The sequence below is a fragment of the Mangrovicoccus sp. HB161399 genome (genome assembly GCF_013184745.1).
GTDB lineage: Bacteria > Pseudomonadota > Alphaproteobacteria > Rhodobacterales > Rhodobacteraceae > Mangrovicoccus.
Map to the genome: position 1 here is coordinate 77,083 of NZ_JAATVU010000015.1, position 14,297 is coordinate 91,379.

The following is a 14,297-nucleotide window of genomic DNA, read 5'->3' on the forward strand; positions in this document are numbered from 1 at the left end:
GAGGAAGGGCCCTCTCCCCGCACCCCTCTCCCCGCGCTCAGCTTCGGGCGTCGGCGCGGATCATCTCCGCCGCTTTCTCCGCGATCATCACCACCGGCGAGGCGGTGTTGCCGCTGGTGATGGTCGGCATGACCGAGGCATCGACCACGCGCAGCCCCTGGATGCCATGCACGCGCAGCCTCTCGTCGACCACGGCAAGCGGGTCGCTGCCCATCTTCGCGGTGCCGACCGGATGGAAGATCGTCGTGCCCACCGCCGCGGCGGCTTCGGCCAGCGAGGCTTCGCCGGCATAGTCCGGACCGGGGCGGACTTCCTCCGGGCGGAACGCGGCCAGCGGCTTCTGCGCCACGATCCGGCGGGTCAGCGCGATGGCGCGGGCCGCCGTGCGGCGGTCGCCCTCGGTCGAGAGGTAGTTCGGCGCGATCTTCGGCTTGTCGTCCGCCCGGCCCGAACGCAGCCGCACCGTGCCGCGGCTTTCCGGGCGCAGGTGGCAGACCGAGGCGGTGAAGGCCGGATACGGGTCCAGGTCCTCGCCGAATTTCGGCAGCGACAGCGGCTGGACATGGTATTCCAGATCCGGCGTCGCGACCGAGGCGTCCGACTTGGCGAAGGCGCCGAGCTGCGAGGGCGCCATCGACATCGGACCCGAGCGCTTCAGCGCGTATTCCAGCCCGATCTTCGCCTTGCCGAACAGCGTCGAGGCGCGGGCGTTCAGCGTGTCCACGCCGCTGACCCTGTAGGAGCAGCGCAGCTGCAGGTGGTCCTGCAGGTTGCCGCCGACGCCCTCCATCGCCTGCCGCACCTCGATGCCGTGCTCGGCCAGATGCGCCGCCGGGCCGAGGCCGGAGAGCATCAGGATCTTCGGAGAGTTGATAGCCCCGGCCGAAAGCACCACCTCGGCGTCCGCCAGGATGTCCCGTGCCGTGCCGCCCTGCCGGATCGTCACGCCGGTGGCGCGGGGGCCGTCGAAGATCACGCGCTCCACCTCCGCATCGGTGATCACGGCGAGGTTCGAGCGGCCCTTGGCGGGCTTGAGGAAGCCCTTCGCCGTGTTCCAGCGCCAGCCGCGGCGCTGGTTGACCTGGAAATAGCTGACGCCTGCGGTGCTGCCGGTGTTCAGGTCGTCGACCATCGGGATGCCTTCCAGCGCGCAGGCCTCGGCGAAGGCGTCGAGAATGTCCCAGCGCAGCCGCTGGCGCTCCACCCGCCACTCGCCGCCCGCGCCGTGCAGCGCGGAGGCGCCGCCGAAATGGTCCTCGGACTTGATGAACCAGGGCAGCACGTCGTCCCAGCCCCAGCCGGTGTTGCCCATCTGGCGCCACTGCTCGTAATCCTCGGCATGGCCGCGCTGGTAGAGCATGCCGTTGATCGAGGTGCAGCCGCCCAGCACCCGGCCGCGCGGATAGCCGATGGCACGGCCGCCGAGGCCCGCCTCGGGTTCGGTCTGGTAGCACCAGTCGGTGCGCGGATTGCCGATGCAGTAGAGATAGCCGACCGGGATATGGATCCACGGATAGTTGTCGCGGCCCCCGGCCTCCAGCACCGCCACGCGGGTCTTTCCGTCGGCGCTCAGCCGGTTGGCGAGCACCAGCCCTGCCGTGCCTCCGCCCACGATCACGTAGTCGAACCGATCCGTCATGCCGTTCCTCCCGATGTCTCCTCGGCAGGCACTTTCCATGGCGCCGTGCCGCATGTACATGAACGAATGTGAACGGCCTTGGTGCGAAAACGAACGATGCTCTATCACTGGGACGACATCCGCTTCTTCCTCGAGATCCACCGGGCGGGCAGCCTGACCGGCGCGGCGCGGCGGCTGAAGGTCAGCCACACCACCGTTGCCCGGCACCTGGCGCGGCTGGAGCGGGATCTCGATGTCGAGCTGGTGGAGAAGGCGGAGGACGGCCTGCGGCTGACCCAGGCGGGGTTCGACATGCTGTCGCTCGCGCGCGCCATGGAGGATACCGGCACCTCGATCGGCGACCGGATGGCGGCCAAGGGCACGGCGGTGACCGGAACGGTCCGGGTCGGCGCGCCGGACGGGTTCGGCAATGCCGTGCTGTCCTCGCTGCTGCCCGCGCTCAGGCGCGAGCATCCGGGGATCGAGCTGGAGCTGGTGCCGGTGCCTGTCACCCACAAGCTCTGGCGCCGCGACGTCGACATCGCCATCAGCCTCGACCGGCCGGAAACGGGCCGGCTGGTGATGCGCAAGCTCGCCGATTACGACCTGCGCCTCTACGGCGCGCCGGAGCTGCTGGCGGCGGGCATGCCGCAGGAGATCGCCGATCTCGCCGGCTTCGATTTCGTCGGCTACATCCCCGACCTGCTCTATACCGAGGAACTGAACTTCAACGCCCAGATCGCGCCCGGGCTGAGGGTGCCGTACCGCGCGGCGACGGTGCAGGCGCAGCTCGATGCCGTGCGTGCGGGCGCCGGGCTGGGCGTGCTTCCCTGCTACATGGCGGCGGGGACGGGGCTGCTGCCGGTTCTGCCCGACCGGGTGGGATTCTCGCGGACCTACTGGCTGCTGATCCCCGAAGAGATCCGCGACTGGCAGAAGGTCCGGCTGGTCGCCGAGCACATCGCCGCCGCGCTGCGCAGGGACGCCGCGCGCTTCCGCTTCCGGGCTGCTGCGGGGGATCCATCTTGAGATGGATCAAGGCACAACCCCAGATTGATCCCAAGATGCGAATGTGAGGTTCCTGACCGAGACGGCACATGCGCCTGTCCCGGCGCAGGCACGGAAGGGAGGGAAGGAACATGGGATTCTGGAAAGCACTGGCGGCGGCCCCGCTTCTCGCGCTCGCGGCGGGGGGCGGCCTGGCCGACGAGATGGGCCGCATGGACTACATACAGGGCTGCGCGGGCTGCCATGGCGAAACCGGCATGGGCCAGGGACCGCTGGCCGAACTGCTGACCATCCAGGTGCCGGATCTGACGCATCTGGCGGCACAGAACAACGGCAAGTTCCCGATGCTGGAGGTGATCCACATCATCGACGGCCGCACCGGGGTGCGCGCCCATGGCGGGCCCATGCCGGTCTGGGGCACGCTCTTCAAGCAGGATGCGATGGGCGAGAGCGGCGTCTTCGGCGGGCCCGAGGCGGTCGCCCGGGCGCGGATCCTGTCCATCGCCTACTACCTGGAATCGATCCAGCAATAGCGCAGCCTGCCTGCCGCCCGTCCGGACCCGCCGGGCGGCGGGCGCCCCTCAGCTGCAGGCGGGGTTTGCTTTTGCGCCGGGATCGCGTATGAGTGCCGCGCTACGTTATTCCGACCGCACCCTGTCTCCCTAACCGGCTTCAGTCTGCTTTTCGATCTGACACAGCCGGGCTGCCGCAATGCCGTGGGCAGCATCAAACTTCAGGAGACAGCACGATGGCCAGTGGCACCGTGAAATGGTTCAATCAAACCAAAGGCTTCGGCTTCATCCAGCCGGATGATGGCGGCAAGGACGTGTTCGTCCACATTTCCGCTGTCGAGCGCGCGGGCATCCAGAACCTGCCCGACGGACAGAAAGTGTCCTTCGAAATCGAGACTGGCCGCGATGGCCGCCAGTCGGCACGTGACCTGGAACTCGCCTGATTTTCATTCAGCGTCCCCCGGCCGTGCCGGGGGAGTCCTAGGAAGGTCCATGACCACCAAGAAAAAGTCTCCCGGCCTGTTCCGGGAGACCCCCGCGCCGAAGACGCCCTTCGAGAAGACGGCGGCAGCGGCAAGGGAAATCATCGACAGCGAAAAGCGCTCCCGCGACGACCGGACTGCAGCCCTCAAGGCTGCCCGGCTGGAGCGCGAGGCGAAGGATGAGGAAGGCCCGTCACCGGGCAAGCCGCCGAAATCCGGAAGATGAGGGAGGGACGGCGTTTTGCCGTCCCTTTTCCTTTCGGCCCGGCGGGTCAGGCGGTCAGGGCGGGCAGGCCCATGTCGGCCGAGATCAGGTCCAGCCATTTCGACAGCCGGCCGTCGGTCAGCGCGGCCTCGTTGTCGAGATCGAGCGCCAGGCCGAGGAATTCGCCGTCCACCTCGGCCGTCGAGAATTCGTGGCCGTATTCGTCCGACGGCCAGCTGCCCACGCAGGTGGCACCGCGGTCGGTGAAGAATTCGTGCAGCAGGAAGATCGCGTTCACGAATTCGGTCGGGTAGGTGATCTGGTCGCCCAGCCCGTAGATCGCGATGGTCTTGCCGGCGAAGTCCTGGTCCTCGAGCTTGGGCAGGAATTCCAGCCAGCTTTCCTCCTGCGCCTCGGTGGCCAGGCCCGGCAGCTCGCCGTCGCCCAGCGTCGGGGTGCCGAGGATGAGGAAGTCGTAGGACATGAAGTCCTCGACCGTCGCGCGGTTGACGTTCAGCGGCTTCGCCATCGTCTCGTCGTCGAAGTTCTTCTTGATCTGCTTGGCGATCTTGCGGGTCTTTCCCGTGTCCGTGCCGAAGAAGATGCCGATCCGTGCCATGTCATGTCCCCTTTTCCGGTTGGCTCCGGAGGGTACCTAGCAGGGACCGTGCCAGGCCCGGCAGGCGCGCCGGGAGGCAGGGTTTTGGCGGAAGTCCGACAGGAATTGTCGGACTTCCGCCGGTCAGAAGCGCGTCAGGTAGGTTTCGTATTCCAGCGGCTGGATGACCGTGGTCAGCTCCTCGATCTCCTTGCGCTTCACGGCGACGAAGACGTCGCGGAAGGCCTCGCCGAAGATCTCGGCGGCGATGCCGGATTTCGCGAAGCGGTCGACGGCCAGTTCCCAATGCGCGGTCAGCGGTTCGGCGGGCTCGTGCTCCTCGTCGATCATCGGCCCGGGCTCCAGTCCGCGCTCGATGCCGTAGAGCATGCCGCCGAGGATCGCCGCGATCACCATGTAGGGGTTGGCGTCCGCGCCTGCGATCCGGTGCTCCAGCCGCGCGGCGACGCCGCTGGATTCGGCCAGCCGCACCGCGACGCCGCGGTGGTCCAGCCCCCATTCCGGTGCGTTCGGCGCATAGGACAGCGCGCCGAAGCGGCGGAAGCTGTTCATGTGCGGCGCGAAGATCGCCTGCAGGTCGCGCATCGTCGCCAGCGTTCCGGCCACGGCCGAGGCCAGCAGCGGTCCCGGCTCGCCCGGCTGGTCGAAGATGTTCTTCCCGTCCTGGTCCAGCACCGAGACATGGACATGCATGCCCGAGCCCGGCTCGTCGCCGTAGGGCTTGGCCATGAAGGTGCCTTCCAGCCCGTGGCGGCCCAGCACGCCGCGCACCGCCCGGCGGAACAGGACGGCATTGTCGCCCGATTGCAGCGCCGGACCGTGATGGAAGTTCACCTCGAACTGGCCGGGGCCGTATTCCGCGGTCACGGTATCGGTCGGGATGTTCTGTGCGGCGCAGATGTCGCCGATCTCGTCCAGCCAGGCCGAGGCGCGGTGCATGACCTCCATGTCGTAGTTCTGCGCCGGCGGCGTGCGCTCGGGCGGCTGCGGCGGGTGGTCGACGCTTTCGCGGTGCTCGAGCGCGTAGAATTCCAGCTCGGGCGCGACGACCGGGGTCCAGCCCTTCTCGGCATAGCGCTTCAGGACCCGCTTCAGGAGGGTCCGCGGGCTGAGATCCGAGGGAACGCCCAGCTCCTCTTCGAGATCGACCAGCACCTGGGCGGTCGGGCGGTCGGCCCACGGCACCGGAAGCAGCGTCCCGGGCACCGGCACCAGCACGCCGTCGGGATCGCCGACGACGATGCCGAGACCGGTCTCGGTCACCTCATGGCCGCGGATCGACACGGCGCAGGTCGAATAGGGGATGCGGACGCCGCCCTTGGCGATCTTCTTCCACTGGTCGCCGGGCATCCACTTGCCGCGGAAGATCCCGTTGAGGTCGCACAGCAGAAGCTCGATGCGCTCGGGCTCCCCATGCTCGGCGCAATAGGCCTTGTACTCTTCTTCGAATGTCACTTCTGGCCTTCCCGTTCCTCGGTCTCCCGCCGCGCGATCTGACGTTTCGAGACGAGGGCCGCGACCACGACTCCGACAGCAACGATGGAGATCAGGATGGTAGACAGCGCATTTATCTCGGGCGAGACGCCCAGGCGCATGGATGAGAATATCTTGATCGGAAGCGTTGTGCTAGAGGGACCCGAGGTGAAGGAGGCGATCACGAGGTCATCGAGAGACAGGGTGAACGCCAGCAGCCAGCCCGAGACCACCGCCGGGGCGATGATCGGCAGCGTGACGAAGCCGAAGGCCTGCATCGGCGAGCAGCCCAGATCCAGCGCGGCCTCTTCCAGAGAGCGGTCGAAAGTCACCAGCCGCGAGGACACCACCACCGAGACGTAGCACATCGCGAAGGTGGTATGCGCCAGGATGATGGTCAGGATGCCCCGGTCCAGCCCGATCGCGATGAACAGCAGCAGCAGCGACAGGCCGGTGATCACCTCCGGCATGACGAGCGGCGCGTAAATCATGCCCGAGAACAGCGTGCGGCCGAGGAAGCGGCGCTCCCGCACGAGCACCCAGGCCGCCATGGTGCCCAGCACGGTGGCAATGGTCGAGGAGACCACCGCCACGCGCAGCGTCACCCAGGCGGCGTCGAGGAATTGCTGGTTGCGGAACAGCTCGCCGTACCACTTGGTCGAGAAGCCCGCCCAGACCGTCACCAGCCTCGATTCGTTGAAGCTGTAGATCATCAGGAGCAGCATCGGCAGGTACAGGAAGGCCAGTCCCAGCGTCAGCGTGGTCATGTTGAAGAAGGACATGTTGCGCTTCATGCGTTCTTCTCCTCGTTGCGCTGGAACAGCACGATCGGGATCACGAGGATCAGCAGCAGCACCACTGCCACGGCGGAGGCCACCGGCCAGTCGCGGTTGGAGAAGAATTCCTCCCACAGCACCTTGCCGATCATCAGCGTGTGCGAGCCGCCGAGGATCGAGGGGATGACGAACTCTCCCAGGGAAGGGATGAAGACCAGGAAGCAGCCCGCGACGATGCCCGGCCGCGACAGCGGGAAGGTGACCCGCCAGAAGGCTGCGATGCGCGTGCAGCCGAGGTCTTCGGCGGCTTCCAGCAGGCTCTCGTCCATCTTCTCCAGCGCGGCGTAGATAGGCAGGATCATGAAGGGCAGGTAGGTGTAGACGATGCCGATATAGACGGCGAGCGGGGTGTTGAGGATGCTCAGCGGCTCGTCGACCACGCCGAGCCAGAGGAGGATCTGGTTGAGGTATCCCTCGCTCGACAGGATGCCGATCCAAGCGTAGACGCGGATCAGCGCCGAGGACCAGAAGGGCAGGATGATTAGCATCATCAGGGTCGGGCGCCATTCGGGCTTCGCCCGCGACATGGCATAGGCGACCGGATAGCCGATCAGCAGCGTGAAGAAGGTCGAGACCGCGGCGATCCAGAGAGAGGACACGTAGGACTTCCAGTAGAGGTCGTCCTCGGTCAGCCAGGTGAAATTCTCGAAATCGAGCCCGGAGAAGAACTCCCTGATCCCGGCCCAGCCTGCCGACAGGTCCAGCGTCGGCATGTAGGGCGGGATGGCGATGGCCGTGTCCGAGAGCGAGATCTTCAGCACGATCAGGAAGGGCACCATGAACAGCGCCAGCAGCCATCCGTAGGGGACGGCGATCAGGAACAGGCGGCGCGGGTTCATTCTCATGAGGTCAGCACCACGCCTGCATGGCGGCTCCAGCTCAGCCAGACCCGGTCGTTCCAGGTGAAGCGGCTGGCGGCATAGCGCTCCGCATTGGTCATGAGCGCCTTGACCATCTGCCCGCTGTCGAGCCGGACATGGTAGTTGCTGACATCGCCGAGATAGCCGATGTCGACGATCGTGCCCTGGACCGAGTTGATCCGGTCGGGATGCGGTTCGCTGCCCACCCAGATCTTCTCGGGGCGGATCGCGTAGAACACGCTCTGTCCCGGGCTGACCGTCTCGGCGCAGCGCGTCATGATCGGCTTCTGGCCCTCGGCATAGGAGATGGCGATTTCCTCGGCGACGCTCTCGACGCGGCCCTCGATGATCGACACCTCGCCGATGAAGTCGGCGACGTAGCGCGAGTTCGGGGTCTCGTAGATGTGCTGCGGGGTGTCGACCTGGCAAAGGCGGCCCGCATCCATCACCGCAACGCGGGAGGCGACCGTCATGGCCTCTTCCTGGTCATGGGTGACGATCACGAAGGTCGTGCCGGTCTTCTCCTGGATGTCCATCAGCTCGAACTGGGTGTCCTGGCGCAGCTTCTTGTCGAGCGCGCCGAGCGGTTCGTCGAGCAGCAGGAGCTTCGGGCCGAGCGCGAGGCTGCGCGCGAGCGCGACGCGCTGGCGCTGGCCGCCGGAAATCTGGTGCGGCTTGCGGCGGGCGAACTGGTCGAGCCGGGTCAGGCGCAGCATCTCCTCGACGCGCGCCTTGATCGTCTCCTTGTCCTGCCCCGCGCGGCGCAGGCCGAAGGCGATGTTGTCCCAGACGGACAAGTGCGGGAACAGCGCGTAGCTCTGGAACATCATGTTCACCGGCCGCTTGTTCGGCGGCACCGGCGCGATGTTCTTGCCGTCGAGCCAGATGGTGCCCTCGGTCGGCGTCTCGAAGCCCGCCAGCATCCGCATCAGCGTGGTCTTGCCGCAGCCCGACGGGCCGAGCAGGGCGAAGAATTCCCTGGGATAGATCTGCAGGTTGATGTCCTGCAGCGCGGTGAAGTCGCCGAAGCGCTTGGTCACGCCCTCGAACCGGATCAGGGGAACGGCCGCAGGGTCATTCCATGGGGCAAAGGGGGCGGGGGCGGGCTTTGTATCCATGGCAGACCTGGAACGCTTCACTTCATTGGAAAGGAAAGGACCGCGCCGGTCTGGCGCGGTCCCGGCCGCCGGGTCAGGTGCCCGACTTGATCTTGGTCCAGAGCCGCGTGACGATCCGGTTCACCTTGGGATCGTAGGCGGTGACGGTGTAGAGGTTCTCCAGCGTCGCTTCGTCGGGATAGATCGCCGGGTCGCCGATCACGTCCTCGTTGAGGAATTCCTGCGACGCCTTGTTGCCGTTGGCGTAGTAGACGTAGTTCGACGCGGCCGCCATGTTCTGGGCGTCCATGATGAAGTTGAGGAAGGCCAGCCCGCCCTCCGGGTTCGGCGCATCGGCCGGAATGGCCATCTGGTCGAACCACATCAGCGCGCCTTCCTTCGGCGCGTTGTAGGCGATCTCGACGCCGTTGTCGGCCTCTGCCGCGCGGTCGCGCGCCTGCAGGATGTCGCCCGACCAGCCGAAGGCCACGCAGATCTCGCCGTTGGCGAGCGCGTTGATGTATTCCGAGCTGTGGAACTTGGTGATGTAGGGGCGCACGGCCATCAGGACCGGCTCCACCTTCTCGATCACGTCGGGATCGTGGCTGTCGGGATCTTCGCCGATATAGCGCAGCGCGGCCGGGATGATCTCGGTCGGCGCGTCGAGGAAGTGCACGCCGCAGGAGGCGAGCTTCTCCATGTTCTCGGGCTTGAAGATCAGGTCGAGGCTGTCGATCGGCGCGTCCTCGCCCAGCACTTCCCTGACCTTGGCGAGGTTCACGCCGAGCCCGGTGGTGCCCCACATGTAGTTGATCGAGTACTCGTTGCCGGGATCGTATTTCGCGGTGCGGTCCTTGATCACGTCCCAGAGGTTTTCCGAGTTCGGCAGCTTCGAGAAGTCGAGCTTCTGGAACACGCCGGCCTGGATCTGGCGCTCGAGGAAGGTGCCGGTGGGCACGACGACGTCGTAGCCGGAACCGCCGGCCAGCATCTTGGTTTCCAGCAGCTCGTTCGAGTCGAACACGTCGTAGACCAGCTCCAGGCCGGTCTCTTCCTCGAACTTCGCCAGCAGGTCCTCGTCGATGTAGTCCGACCAGTTGTAGACGTGGACGGTGCCCTCGGCGGCGATGGCCGCGGACCCGCAGAGCAGCGCCGCAGCAAGCGGCAGCAGTGCCTTCTTCATTATCGGTTTCCCCATTGAACCTAAGCGTTCTGCGGTCACTCTGTGAAGTTTCCCGTGCCGCCGCAAGGGTGCCCGTGCGACAGTGCCGGATTTGCGGAGCGTCGCGATTGACAGCTGCCGCGTTCCTACGCACGGTACGCATCAGCTGCCGCCCGCGCATCCGCCGGACGGCCAATCCTTCGCGACCCACAGGTGAATTTCCGTGTCCTCCGAGATTGCCGCCGACTGGCGGGAGAAGCTTCCGGTGGCCTTCCAGGCCTATCGTGCAGACCGCCGCATTGAAGAAGTCGAATGCGTCATTCCGGACCTTGTCGGCCAGTCCCGCGGCAAGGCGATGCCGTTCCACAAGTTCAATCCCGAGAGCCGGTTCCATCTGCCGATCTCGCTGTTCTACCAGACGATCACCGGCGAATGGGTCGACATCGAGGAAATCGACCAGCAATGGACCGAGACCGACATCATCCTGGTGCCTGACATGTCGACCGCCACCGCCGCCCCCTGGGCGGAGGAGGACGTGACGCTGCAGGTGATCTGCGATCTCGAGACCCGCCAGGGCGAGGTGCTGGAAGTTGCGCCGCGCAACGTGCTGCGCCGGGTGATCCAGCGCTATGCCGCCAAGGGCTGGCAGCCGGTGGTCGCGCCGGAACTGGAATTCTACCTGACCAAGCCGAATGTCGACCCGAACGAGCCGATCGAGCCGCCCGTCGGCCGCACCGGCCGCCGCGGCACCGGCCGCCAGGCCTATTCGATGTCGGCGGTGGACGAATACGGCCCGGTGATCGACACGATCTACGAATATGCCGAGGCCCAGGGCCTGGCGATCGACACGCTGATCCAGGAAGGCGGCGCGGGCCAGATCGAGATCAACCTGCTGCACGGCGATCCGCTCTGGCTGGCCGACCAGGTGTTCTACTTCAAGCGCACGATCCGCGAGGCGGCGCTGAAGAACGGCATGTTCGCCACCTTCATGGCCAAGCCGATGCGCGACGAGCCGGGCTCGGCCATGCATATCCACCAGTCGGTGCTGGACGCGAAGACCGGGCGCAACATCTTCACCGGAGAGGACGGCCGCGAGACCCCGGAATTCTACCATTTCATCGGCGGCTCGCAGATCTACGTGCAGAAGCTGATGCCGCTCTTCGCGCCCTACATCAACAGCTACCGCCGCCTCTCGGGCGGGCTCTCGGCGCCGACCAACCTGGAATGGGGCGCCGACAACCGCACCACCGGGCTGCGCATCCCGTCCTCGCCGGCGCAGCACCGCCGGGTGGAGAACCGGGTGATTGGCATCGACTCCAACCCCTATCTGGCCATAGCCGGATCGCTGGCGGCGGGCTACATGGGACTGGTGGAGAAGATCGAGCCGCGGGCGCCCGCGGTGGGCGAGGTCTGGACCGAAATCGGCGAGACCATCCCCGAGGGGGCCTACGAGGCGCTTGCCGCCTTCGAGGAGTCCGGTGCCGTGAGGGAAGTGTTGTCCGAGGAGTTCTGCGCCCTCTATGCCGCGATCAAGACCGCAGAGGTGAACGAGTTCCGCCAGGAGATCTCCCCCTGGGAACGCCAGCACCTGATGCTCAACGTGTAACGCCCGCAAAGAAGACCGACCATGCCGCTGAACCATCTGCCCACCGCCGAGCTGCAGGCGCTTGACGCCGCCCATCACCTGCATCCCTTCACCGACGGCGATGCGCTCAACGCCAAGGGCGCGCGGATCATCACCAGCGCGAAGGGCGTGTTCCTGACCGACAGCGAGGGCGAGGTGATCCTCGACGGCATGGCCGGGCTGTGGTGCGTGAACATCGGCTACGGCCGCAGGGAGCTGGCCGAGGCGGCGATGCGCCAGATGCAGGAGCTTCCCTTCTACAACACCTTCTTCCAGACCAGCCACGTGCCCGCGATCGAGCTGGCGGCGCGGCTGGCCGAACTTTGCCCGGGCGACCTGAACCACGCCTTCTTCAACGGCTCGGGCTCGGATTCGAACGACACCAACCTGCGCATGGTCCGGCATTACTGGGCGGCGAAGGGCAAGCCGTCGAAATCCGTCGTGATCTCGCGCTGGAACGGCTATCACGGCTCGACCATGGGCGGCGGCTCGCTTGGCGGGATGAAGGGCATCCACAAGCAGGGCGGCCTGCCGATCCCGGACATCGTCCATATCAACCAGCCCGACTGGTGGTCCGAGGGCGGCGACATGACGCCGGACGATTTCGGCCTGATGCGCGCGCAGGAGCTGGAACAGAAGATCCTGGAACTTGGCGAGGACCGCGTCGCGGCCTTCATCGCCGAACCGGTGCAGGGTGCCGGCGGCGTGATCGTGCCGCCCGCCACCTACTGGCCGGAAATCCAGCGGATCTGCGACAAGTACGAGATCCTGCTGATCGTCGACGAGGTCATCACCGGCTTCGGCCGCACCGGCAAGTGGTTCGGCTCGCAGACCATGGGGATCCGCCCCGACATCATGACCTTGGCCAAGGGGCTGAGCTCTGGCTACATCCCGATCGGCGCCTCGATGGTCTCCGACGAGGTGGCGAACACCATCAACTCGGCCGACGAATTCGCCCATGGCTACACCTATTCCGGCCATCCGGTGGCGGCGGCTGTTGCGCTGGAGAACCTGCGCATCCTCGACGAGGAAGGCATCGTCGAGCGCGCGGGGTCCGAAACCGCGCCCTATCTGGCGGAGGCGTGGGAGAGCCTCGGCGACCATCCGATGGTCGGCGAGACCAAGATCGTCGGGCTTATGGGCTCTCTCGCGCTGACGCCGGACCGCGCCAGCCGCGCCAAGTTCGCCGCCAAGGAGGGCACGGTCGGCTATATCTGCCGCGAGCGCTGCTTCGCCAACAACCTGGTGATGCGCCATGTCGGCGACCGGATGATCATCTCGCCGCCGCTGGTGATCTCGCATTCCGAGATCGACCTGCTGGTGGAACGCGCCCGCAAGGCGCTGGACGAGGCCTTCGAGCAGGTCAAGGCGAAGGGCCACTGGCAGGCCGCGGAATGACCCTCACCCCGGCCGGGGCGCAACCAGCTGCAGGCAGACCTCTGTCCGGCGCGCCGAGGCAGGCAGGCGCGGCCTCCTGCTCCGGTGCGGCTTCGGCGCGGGAGCCGCGCTGATGGATATCCTCCGGATCAACGATCCCGAAGGCGAGCTGCCGCAGTCGTGGTATGCCGCGACCGCGCAGCCGCCGGGTCCGTTCCCGCCGGCCGAGGGCGCGCTGCAGGCCGATGTCTGCGTCGTCGGCGGCGGCTTCACCGGCCTGTCCGCGGCGCTGCATGCGGCGCGGGCCGGGCACAAGGTGGTGCTGGTCGAGGCCAACCGCATCGGTTCGGGCGCGTCGGGCAGGAATGGCGGGCAGGTCGGCACCGGCCAGCGGGTCGAGCAGATGGAGCTGGAAAAGCTCGTCGGGATCGACGATGCGAAGAAGCTCTGGGAGATCGGGCTGGAGTCGGTGGCGCTGACGAAGGCGCTGGCCGGGGAGGCGGGCGGCGATGCGGGCTGGGGGCAGGGCATCCTGCATGCCGACCACCGCCCCCGCTATGCCGCCGACAGCCGCGCCCATGCCGAGCACATGGCCAAGCACTACGGCTATGGCCTGATCCGCTATCTGGACCGCGACGCGATCCGCCACGAGGTGGGCAGTCCCGGCTACCATTCCGGCACGCTCGACATGGGCGGCGCGCATCTGCATCCGCTGCGCTACGCCTTCGGGCTGGCGCGGCTCTGCCTTGCCGCCGGGGTCGTGCTGCACGAGGAAAGCCGGATGACCGGCATGGAGGGCACGACGGTCGTCACGGACCGGGCCCGCATCCGCGCCCAGAAGGTCGTGCTGGGGCTGAACGGCTACCACAACAACCTGCTGCCGGGCCTTGCCCAGCGGGTCATGCCGATCAACAACTTCATCGCCGCGACCGAGCCGCTGGGCGACCGCGCGGCGGAGATCATCCGCAATGGCCATGCGGTCGGCGATTCGCGGTTCGTGATCAACTACTTCCGGCTTTCCGGGGATGGCCGCCTGCTGTTCGGCGGCGGCGAGAGCTATGGCTACCGCTTCCCCTCGGACATCGCGGCCAAGGTCCGCAAGCCGATGCTGCAGGTCTTTCCGCAGCTCCGAGACGTCAAGATCACCCATGCCTGGGGCGGCACGCTGGGCATCACCATGCAGCGCCTGCCGCATTTCGCCGAAGTTGCGCCGGACGTCTTCAGCGCGTCGGGCTTTTCCGGCCACGGCGTCGCCATGGGCACGCTGGCGGGCAAGATGATGGCCGAGGCAATCGAGGGAAGCCGCAGCCGCTTCGACCTGATGGCGGGGCTGCCCGCATCGAAATTCCCCGGAGGCGTCACCCTGCGCGAGCCGCTGCTGGCCGCCGCGATGACATGGTACGCGCTCCGCGACCGGTTCTAAG

The 14,297-nt window shown here is 66.9% G+C and carries 14 protein-coding genes; 7 read left to right on the forward strand and 7 right to left on the reverse strand.

Annotated elements, in window-relative coordinates; translation table 11 throughout:
- Positions 1–37: 37 nt before the first annotated feature.
- Positions 38–1,639 (reverse strand): GMC family oxidoreductase, encoded by a 1,602-nt coding sequence (locus HCC78_RS10915; RefSeq protein ID WP_172328805.1) that lies wholly within the window; start codon positions 1,637–1,639, stop codon positions 38–40.
- 96 nt (positions 1,640–1,735) lie between these two features.
- On the opposite strand from HCC78_RS10915, the gene HCC78_RS10920 reads away from it, so the two are divergent.
- The 4 genes from HCC78_RS10920 to HCC78_RS10935 all read left to right on the forward strand — a co-directional run bounded on the left by HCC78_RS10920 (position 1,736) and on the right by HCC78_RS10935 (position 3,846).
- The gene (locus tag HCC78_RS10920) at positions 1,736–2,647 is read left to right on the forward strand and encodes a LysR family transcriptional regulator (protein ID WP_172328806.1); all 912 of its coding nucleotides are present in this window, start codon (positions 1,736–1,738) and stop codon (positions 2,645–2,647) included.
- A gap of 110 nt (positions 2,648–2,757) precedes the next feature.
- Positions 2,758–3,159: a c-type cytochrome gene (locus HCC78_RS10925; protein ID WP_172328807.1), complete on the forward strand. Its 402-nt coding sequence runs from the start codon at positions 2,758–2,760 to the stop codon at positions 3,157–3,159.
- A 215-nt stretch (positions 3,160–3,374) separates the two neighbouring features.
- A complete protein-coding gene (locus tag HCC78_RS10930; RefSeq protein ID WP_172328808.1) occupies positions 3,375–3,581 on the forward strand; it encodes a cold-shock protein in 207 nt (68 codons plus the stop codon).
- Between the two features lie 49 nt (positions 3,582–3,630).
- Positions 3,631–3,846: a hypothetical protein gene (locus HCC78_RS10935; RefSeq protein WP_172328809.1), complete on the forward strand. Its 216-nt coding sequence runs from the start codon at positions 3,631–3,633 to the stop codon at positions 3,844–3,846.
- 46 nt (positions 3,847–3,892) lie between these two features.
- Here HCC78_RS10935 and HCC78_RS10940 read toward each other — a convergent pair whose 3' ends face one another.
- From HCC78_RS10940 to HCC78_RS10965, 6 genes are all read right to left on the reverse strand, one after another.
- The gene (locus tag HCC78_RS10940; RefSeq protein ID WP_172328810.1) at positions 3,893–4,444 is read right to left on the reverse strand and encodes a flavodoxin; all 552 of its coding nucleotides are present in this window, start codon (positions 4,442–4,444) and stop codon (positions 3,893–3,895) included.
- 123 nt (positions 4,445–4,567) lie between these two features.
- Entirely contained in the window at positions 4,568–5,899 is a 1,332-nt protein-coding gene (locus HCC78_RS10945; protein ID WP_371743807.1) for a glutamine synthetase family protein, read from the reverse strand.
- Positions 5,896–6,711 (reverse strand): ABC transporter permease, encoded by an 816-nt coding sequence (locus tag HCC78_RS10950; RefSeq protein WP_172328811.1) that lies wholly within the window; start codon positions 6,709–6,711, stop codon positions 5,896–5,898. The genes HCC78_RS10945 and HCC78_RS10950 overlap by 4 nt, the downstream gene beginning before the upstream one ends.
- On the reverse strand, positions 6,708–7,598 hold the full coding sequence (locus HCC78_RS10955) for an ABC transporter permease (protein WP_253949131.1): 891 nt from the start codon (positions 7,596–7,598) through the stop codon (positions 6,708–6,710). The genes HCC78_RS10950 and HCC78_RS10955 overlap by 4 nt, the downstream gene beginning before the upstream one ends.
- Positions 7,595–8,731 (reverse strand): ABC transporter ATP-binding protein, encoded by a 1,137-nt coding sequence (locus HCC78_RS10960; RefSeq protein WP_172328813.1) that lies wholly within the window; start codon positions 8,729–8,731, stop codon positions 7,595–7,597. Before HCC78_RS10960 ends, HCC78_RS10955 begins: the two co-directional genes overlap by 4 nt.
- 73 nt (positions 8,732–8,804) lie before the next feature.
- Positions 8,805–9,893, reverse strand: coding sequence for a polyamine ABC transporter substrate-binding protein (locus HCC78_RS10965; protein WP_172328814.1), 1,089 nt, complete (start codon positions 9,891–9,893; stop codon positions 8,805–8,807).
- A 202-nt stretch (positions 9,894–10,095) separates the two neighbouring features.
- Here HCC78_RS10965 and HCC78_RS10970 point away from each other — a divergent pair, with 202 nt between their 5' ends.
- The 3 genes from HCC78_RS10970 (at position 10,096) to HCC78_RS10980 (ending at position 14,296) form a co-directional block, all read left to right on the forward strand.
- Complete coding sequence (locus HCC78_RS10970; protein ID WP_371743808.1) at positions 10,096–11,478, forward strand: glutamine synthetase family protein; 1,383 nt, start codon at positions 10,096–10,098, stop codon at positions 11,476–11,478.
- Between the two features lie 21 nt (positions 11,479–11,499).
- Positions 11,500–12,894 carry an aspartate aminotransferase family protein gene (locus tag HCC78_RS10975; RefSeq protein ID WP_172328815.1) on the forward strand — a complete coding sequence of 465 codons (1,395 nt, stop codon included), beginning with the start codon at positions 11,500–11,502 and terminating at the stop codon, positions 12,892–12,894.
- 112 nt (positions 12,895–13,006) lie between these two features.
- Positions 13,007–14,296: an FAD-binding oxidoreductase gene (locus tag HCC78_RS10980; protein ID WP_172328816.1), complete on the forward strand. Its 1,290-nt coding sequence runs from the start codon at positions 13,007–13,009 to the stop codon at positions 14,294–14,296.
- Position 14,297 lies beyond the last annotated feature (1 nt).

Excerpts from the sequence above, each read along its gene's own strand:
- HCC78_RS10920 (WP_172328806.1), top strand. The coding sequence starts at position 1,736 with ATGCTCTATCACTGGGACGACATCCGCTTCTTCCTCGAGATCCACCGG.
- HCC78_RS10955 (WP_253949131.1), bottom strand. The coding sequence starts at position 7,598 with ATGAGAATGAACCCGCGCCGCCTGTTCCTGATCGCCGTCCCCTACGGA.
- HCC78_RS10930 (WP_172328808.1), top strand. The coding sequence starts at position 3,375 with ATGGCCAGTGGCACCGTGAAATGGTTCAATCAAACCAAAGGCTTCGGC.
- HCC78_RS10925 (WP_172328807.1), top strand. The coding sequence starts at position 2,758 with ATGGGATTCTGGAAAGCACTGGCGGCGGCCCCGCTTCTCGCGCTCGCG.
- HCC78_RS10960 (WP_172328813.1), bottom strand. The coding sequence starts at position 8,731 with ATGGATACAAAGCCCGCCCCCGCCCCCTTTGCCCCATGGAATGACCCT.
- HCC78_RS10950 (WP_172328811.1), bottom strand. The coding sequence starts at position 6,711 with ATGAAGCGCAACATGTCCTTCTTCAACATGACCACGCTGACGCTGGGA.
- HCC78_RS10975 (WP_172328815.1), top strand. The coding sequence starts at position 11,500 with ATGCCGCTGAACCATCTGCCCACCGCCGAGCTGCAGGCGCTTGACGCC.
- HCC78_RS10980 (WP_172328816.1), top strand. The coding sequence starts at position 13,007 with ATGGATATCCTCCGGATCAACGATCCCGAAGGCGAGCTGCCGCAGTCG.
- HCC78_RS10915 (WP_172328805.1), bottom strand. The coding sequence starts at position 1,639 with ATGACGGATCGGTTCGACTACGTGATCGTGGGCGGAGGCACGGCAGGG.
- HCC78_RS10935 (WP_172328809.1), top strand. The coding sequence starts at position 3,631 with ATGACCACCAAGAAAAAGTCTCCCGGCCTGTTCCGGGAGACCCCCGCG.
- HCC78_RS10965 (WP_172328814.1), bottom strand. The coding sequence starts at position 9,893 with ATGAAGAAGGCACTGCTGCCGCTTGCTGCGGCGCTGCTCTGCGGGTCC.
- HCC78_RS10940 (WP_172328810.1), bottom strand. The coding sequence starts at position 4,444 with ATGGCACGGATCGGCATCTTCTTCGGCACGGACACGGGAAAGACCCGC.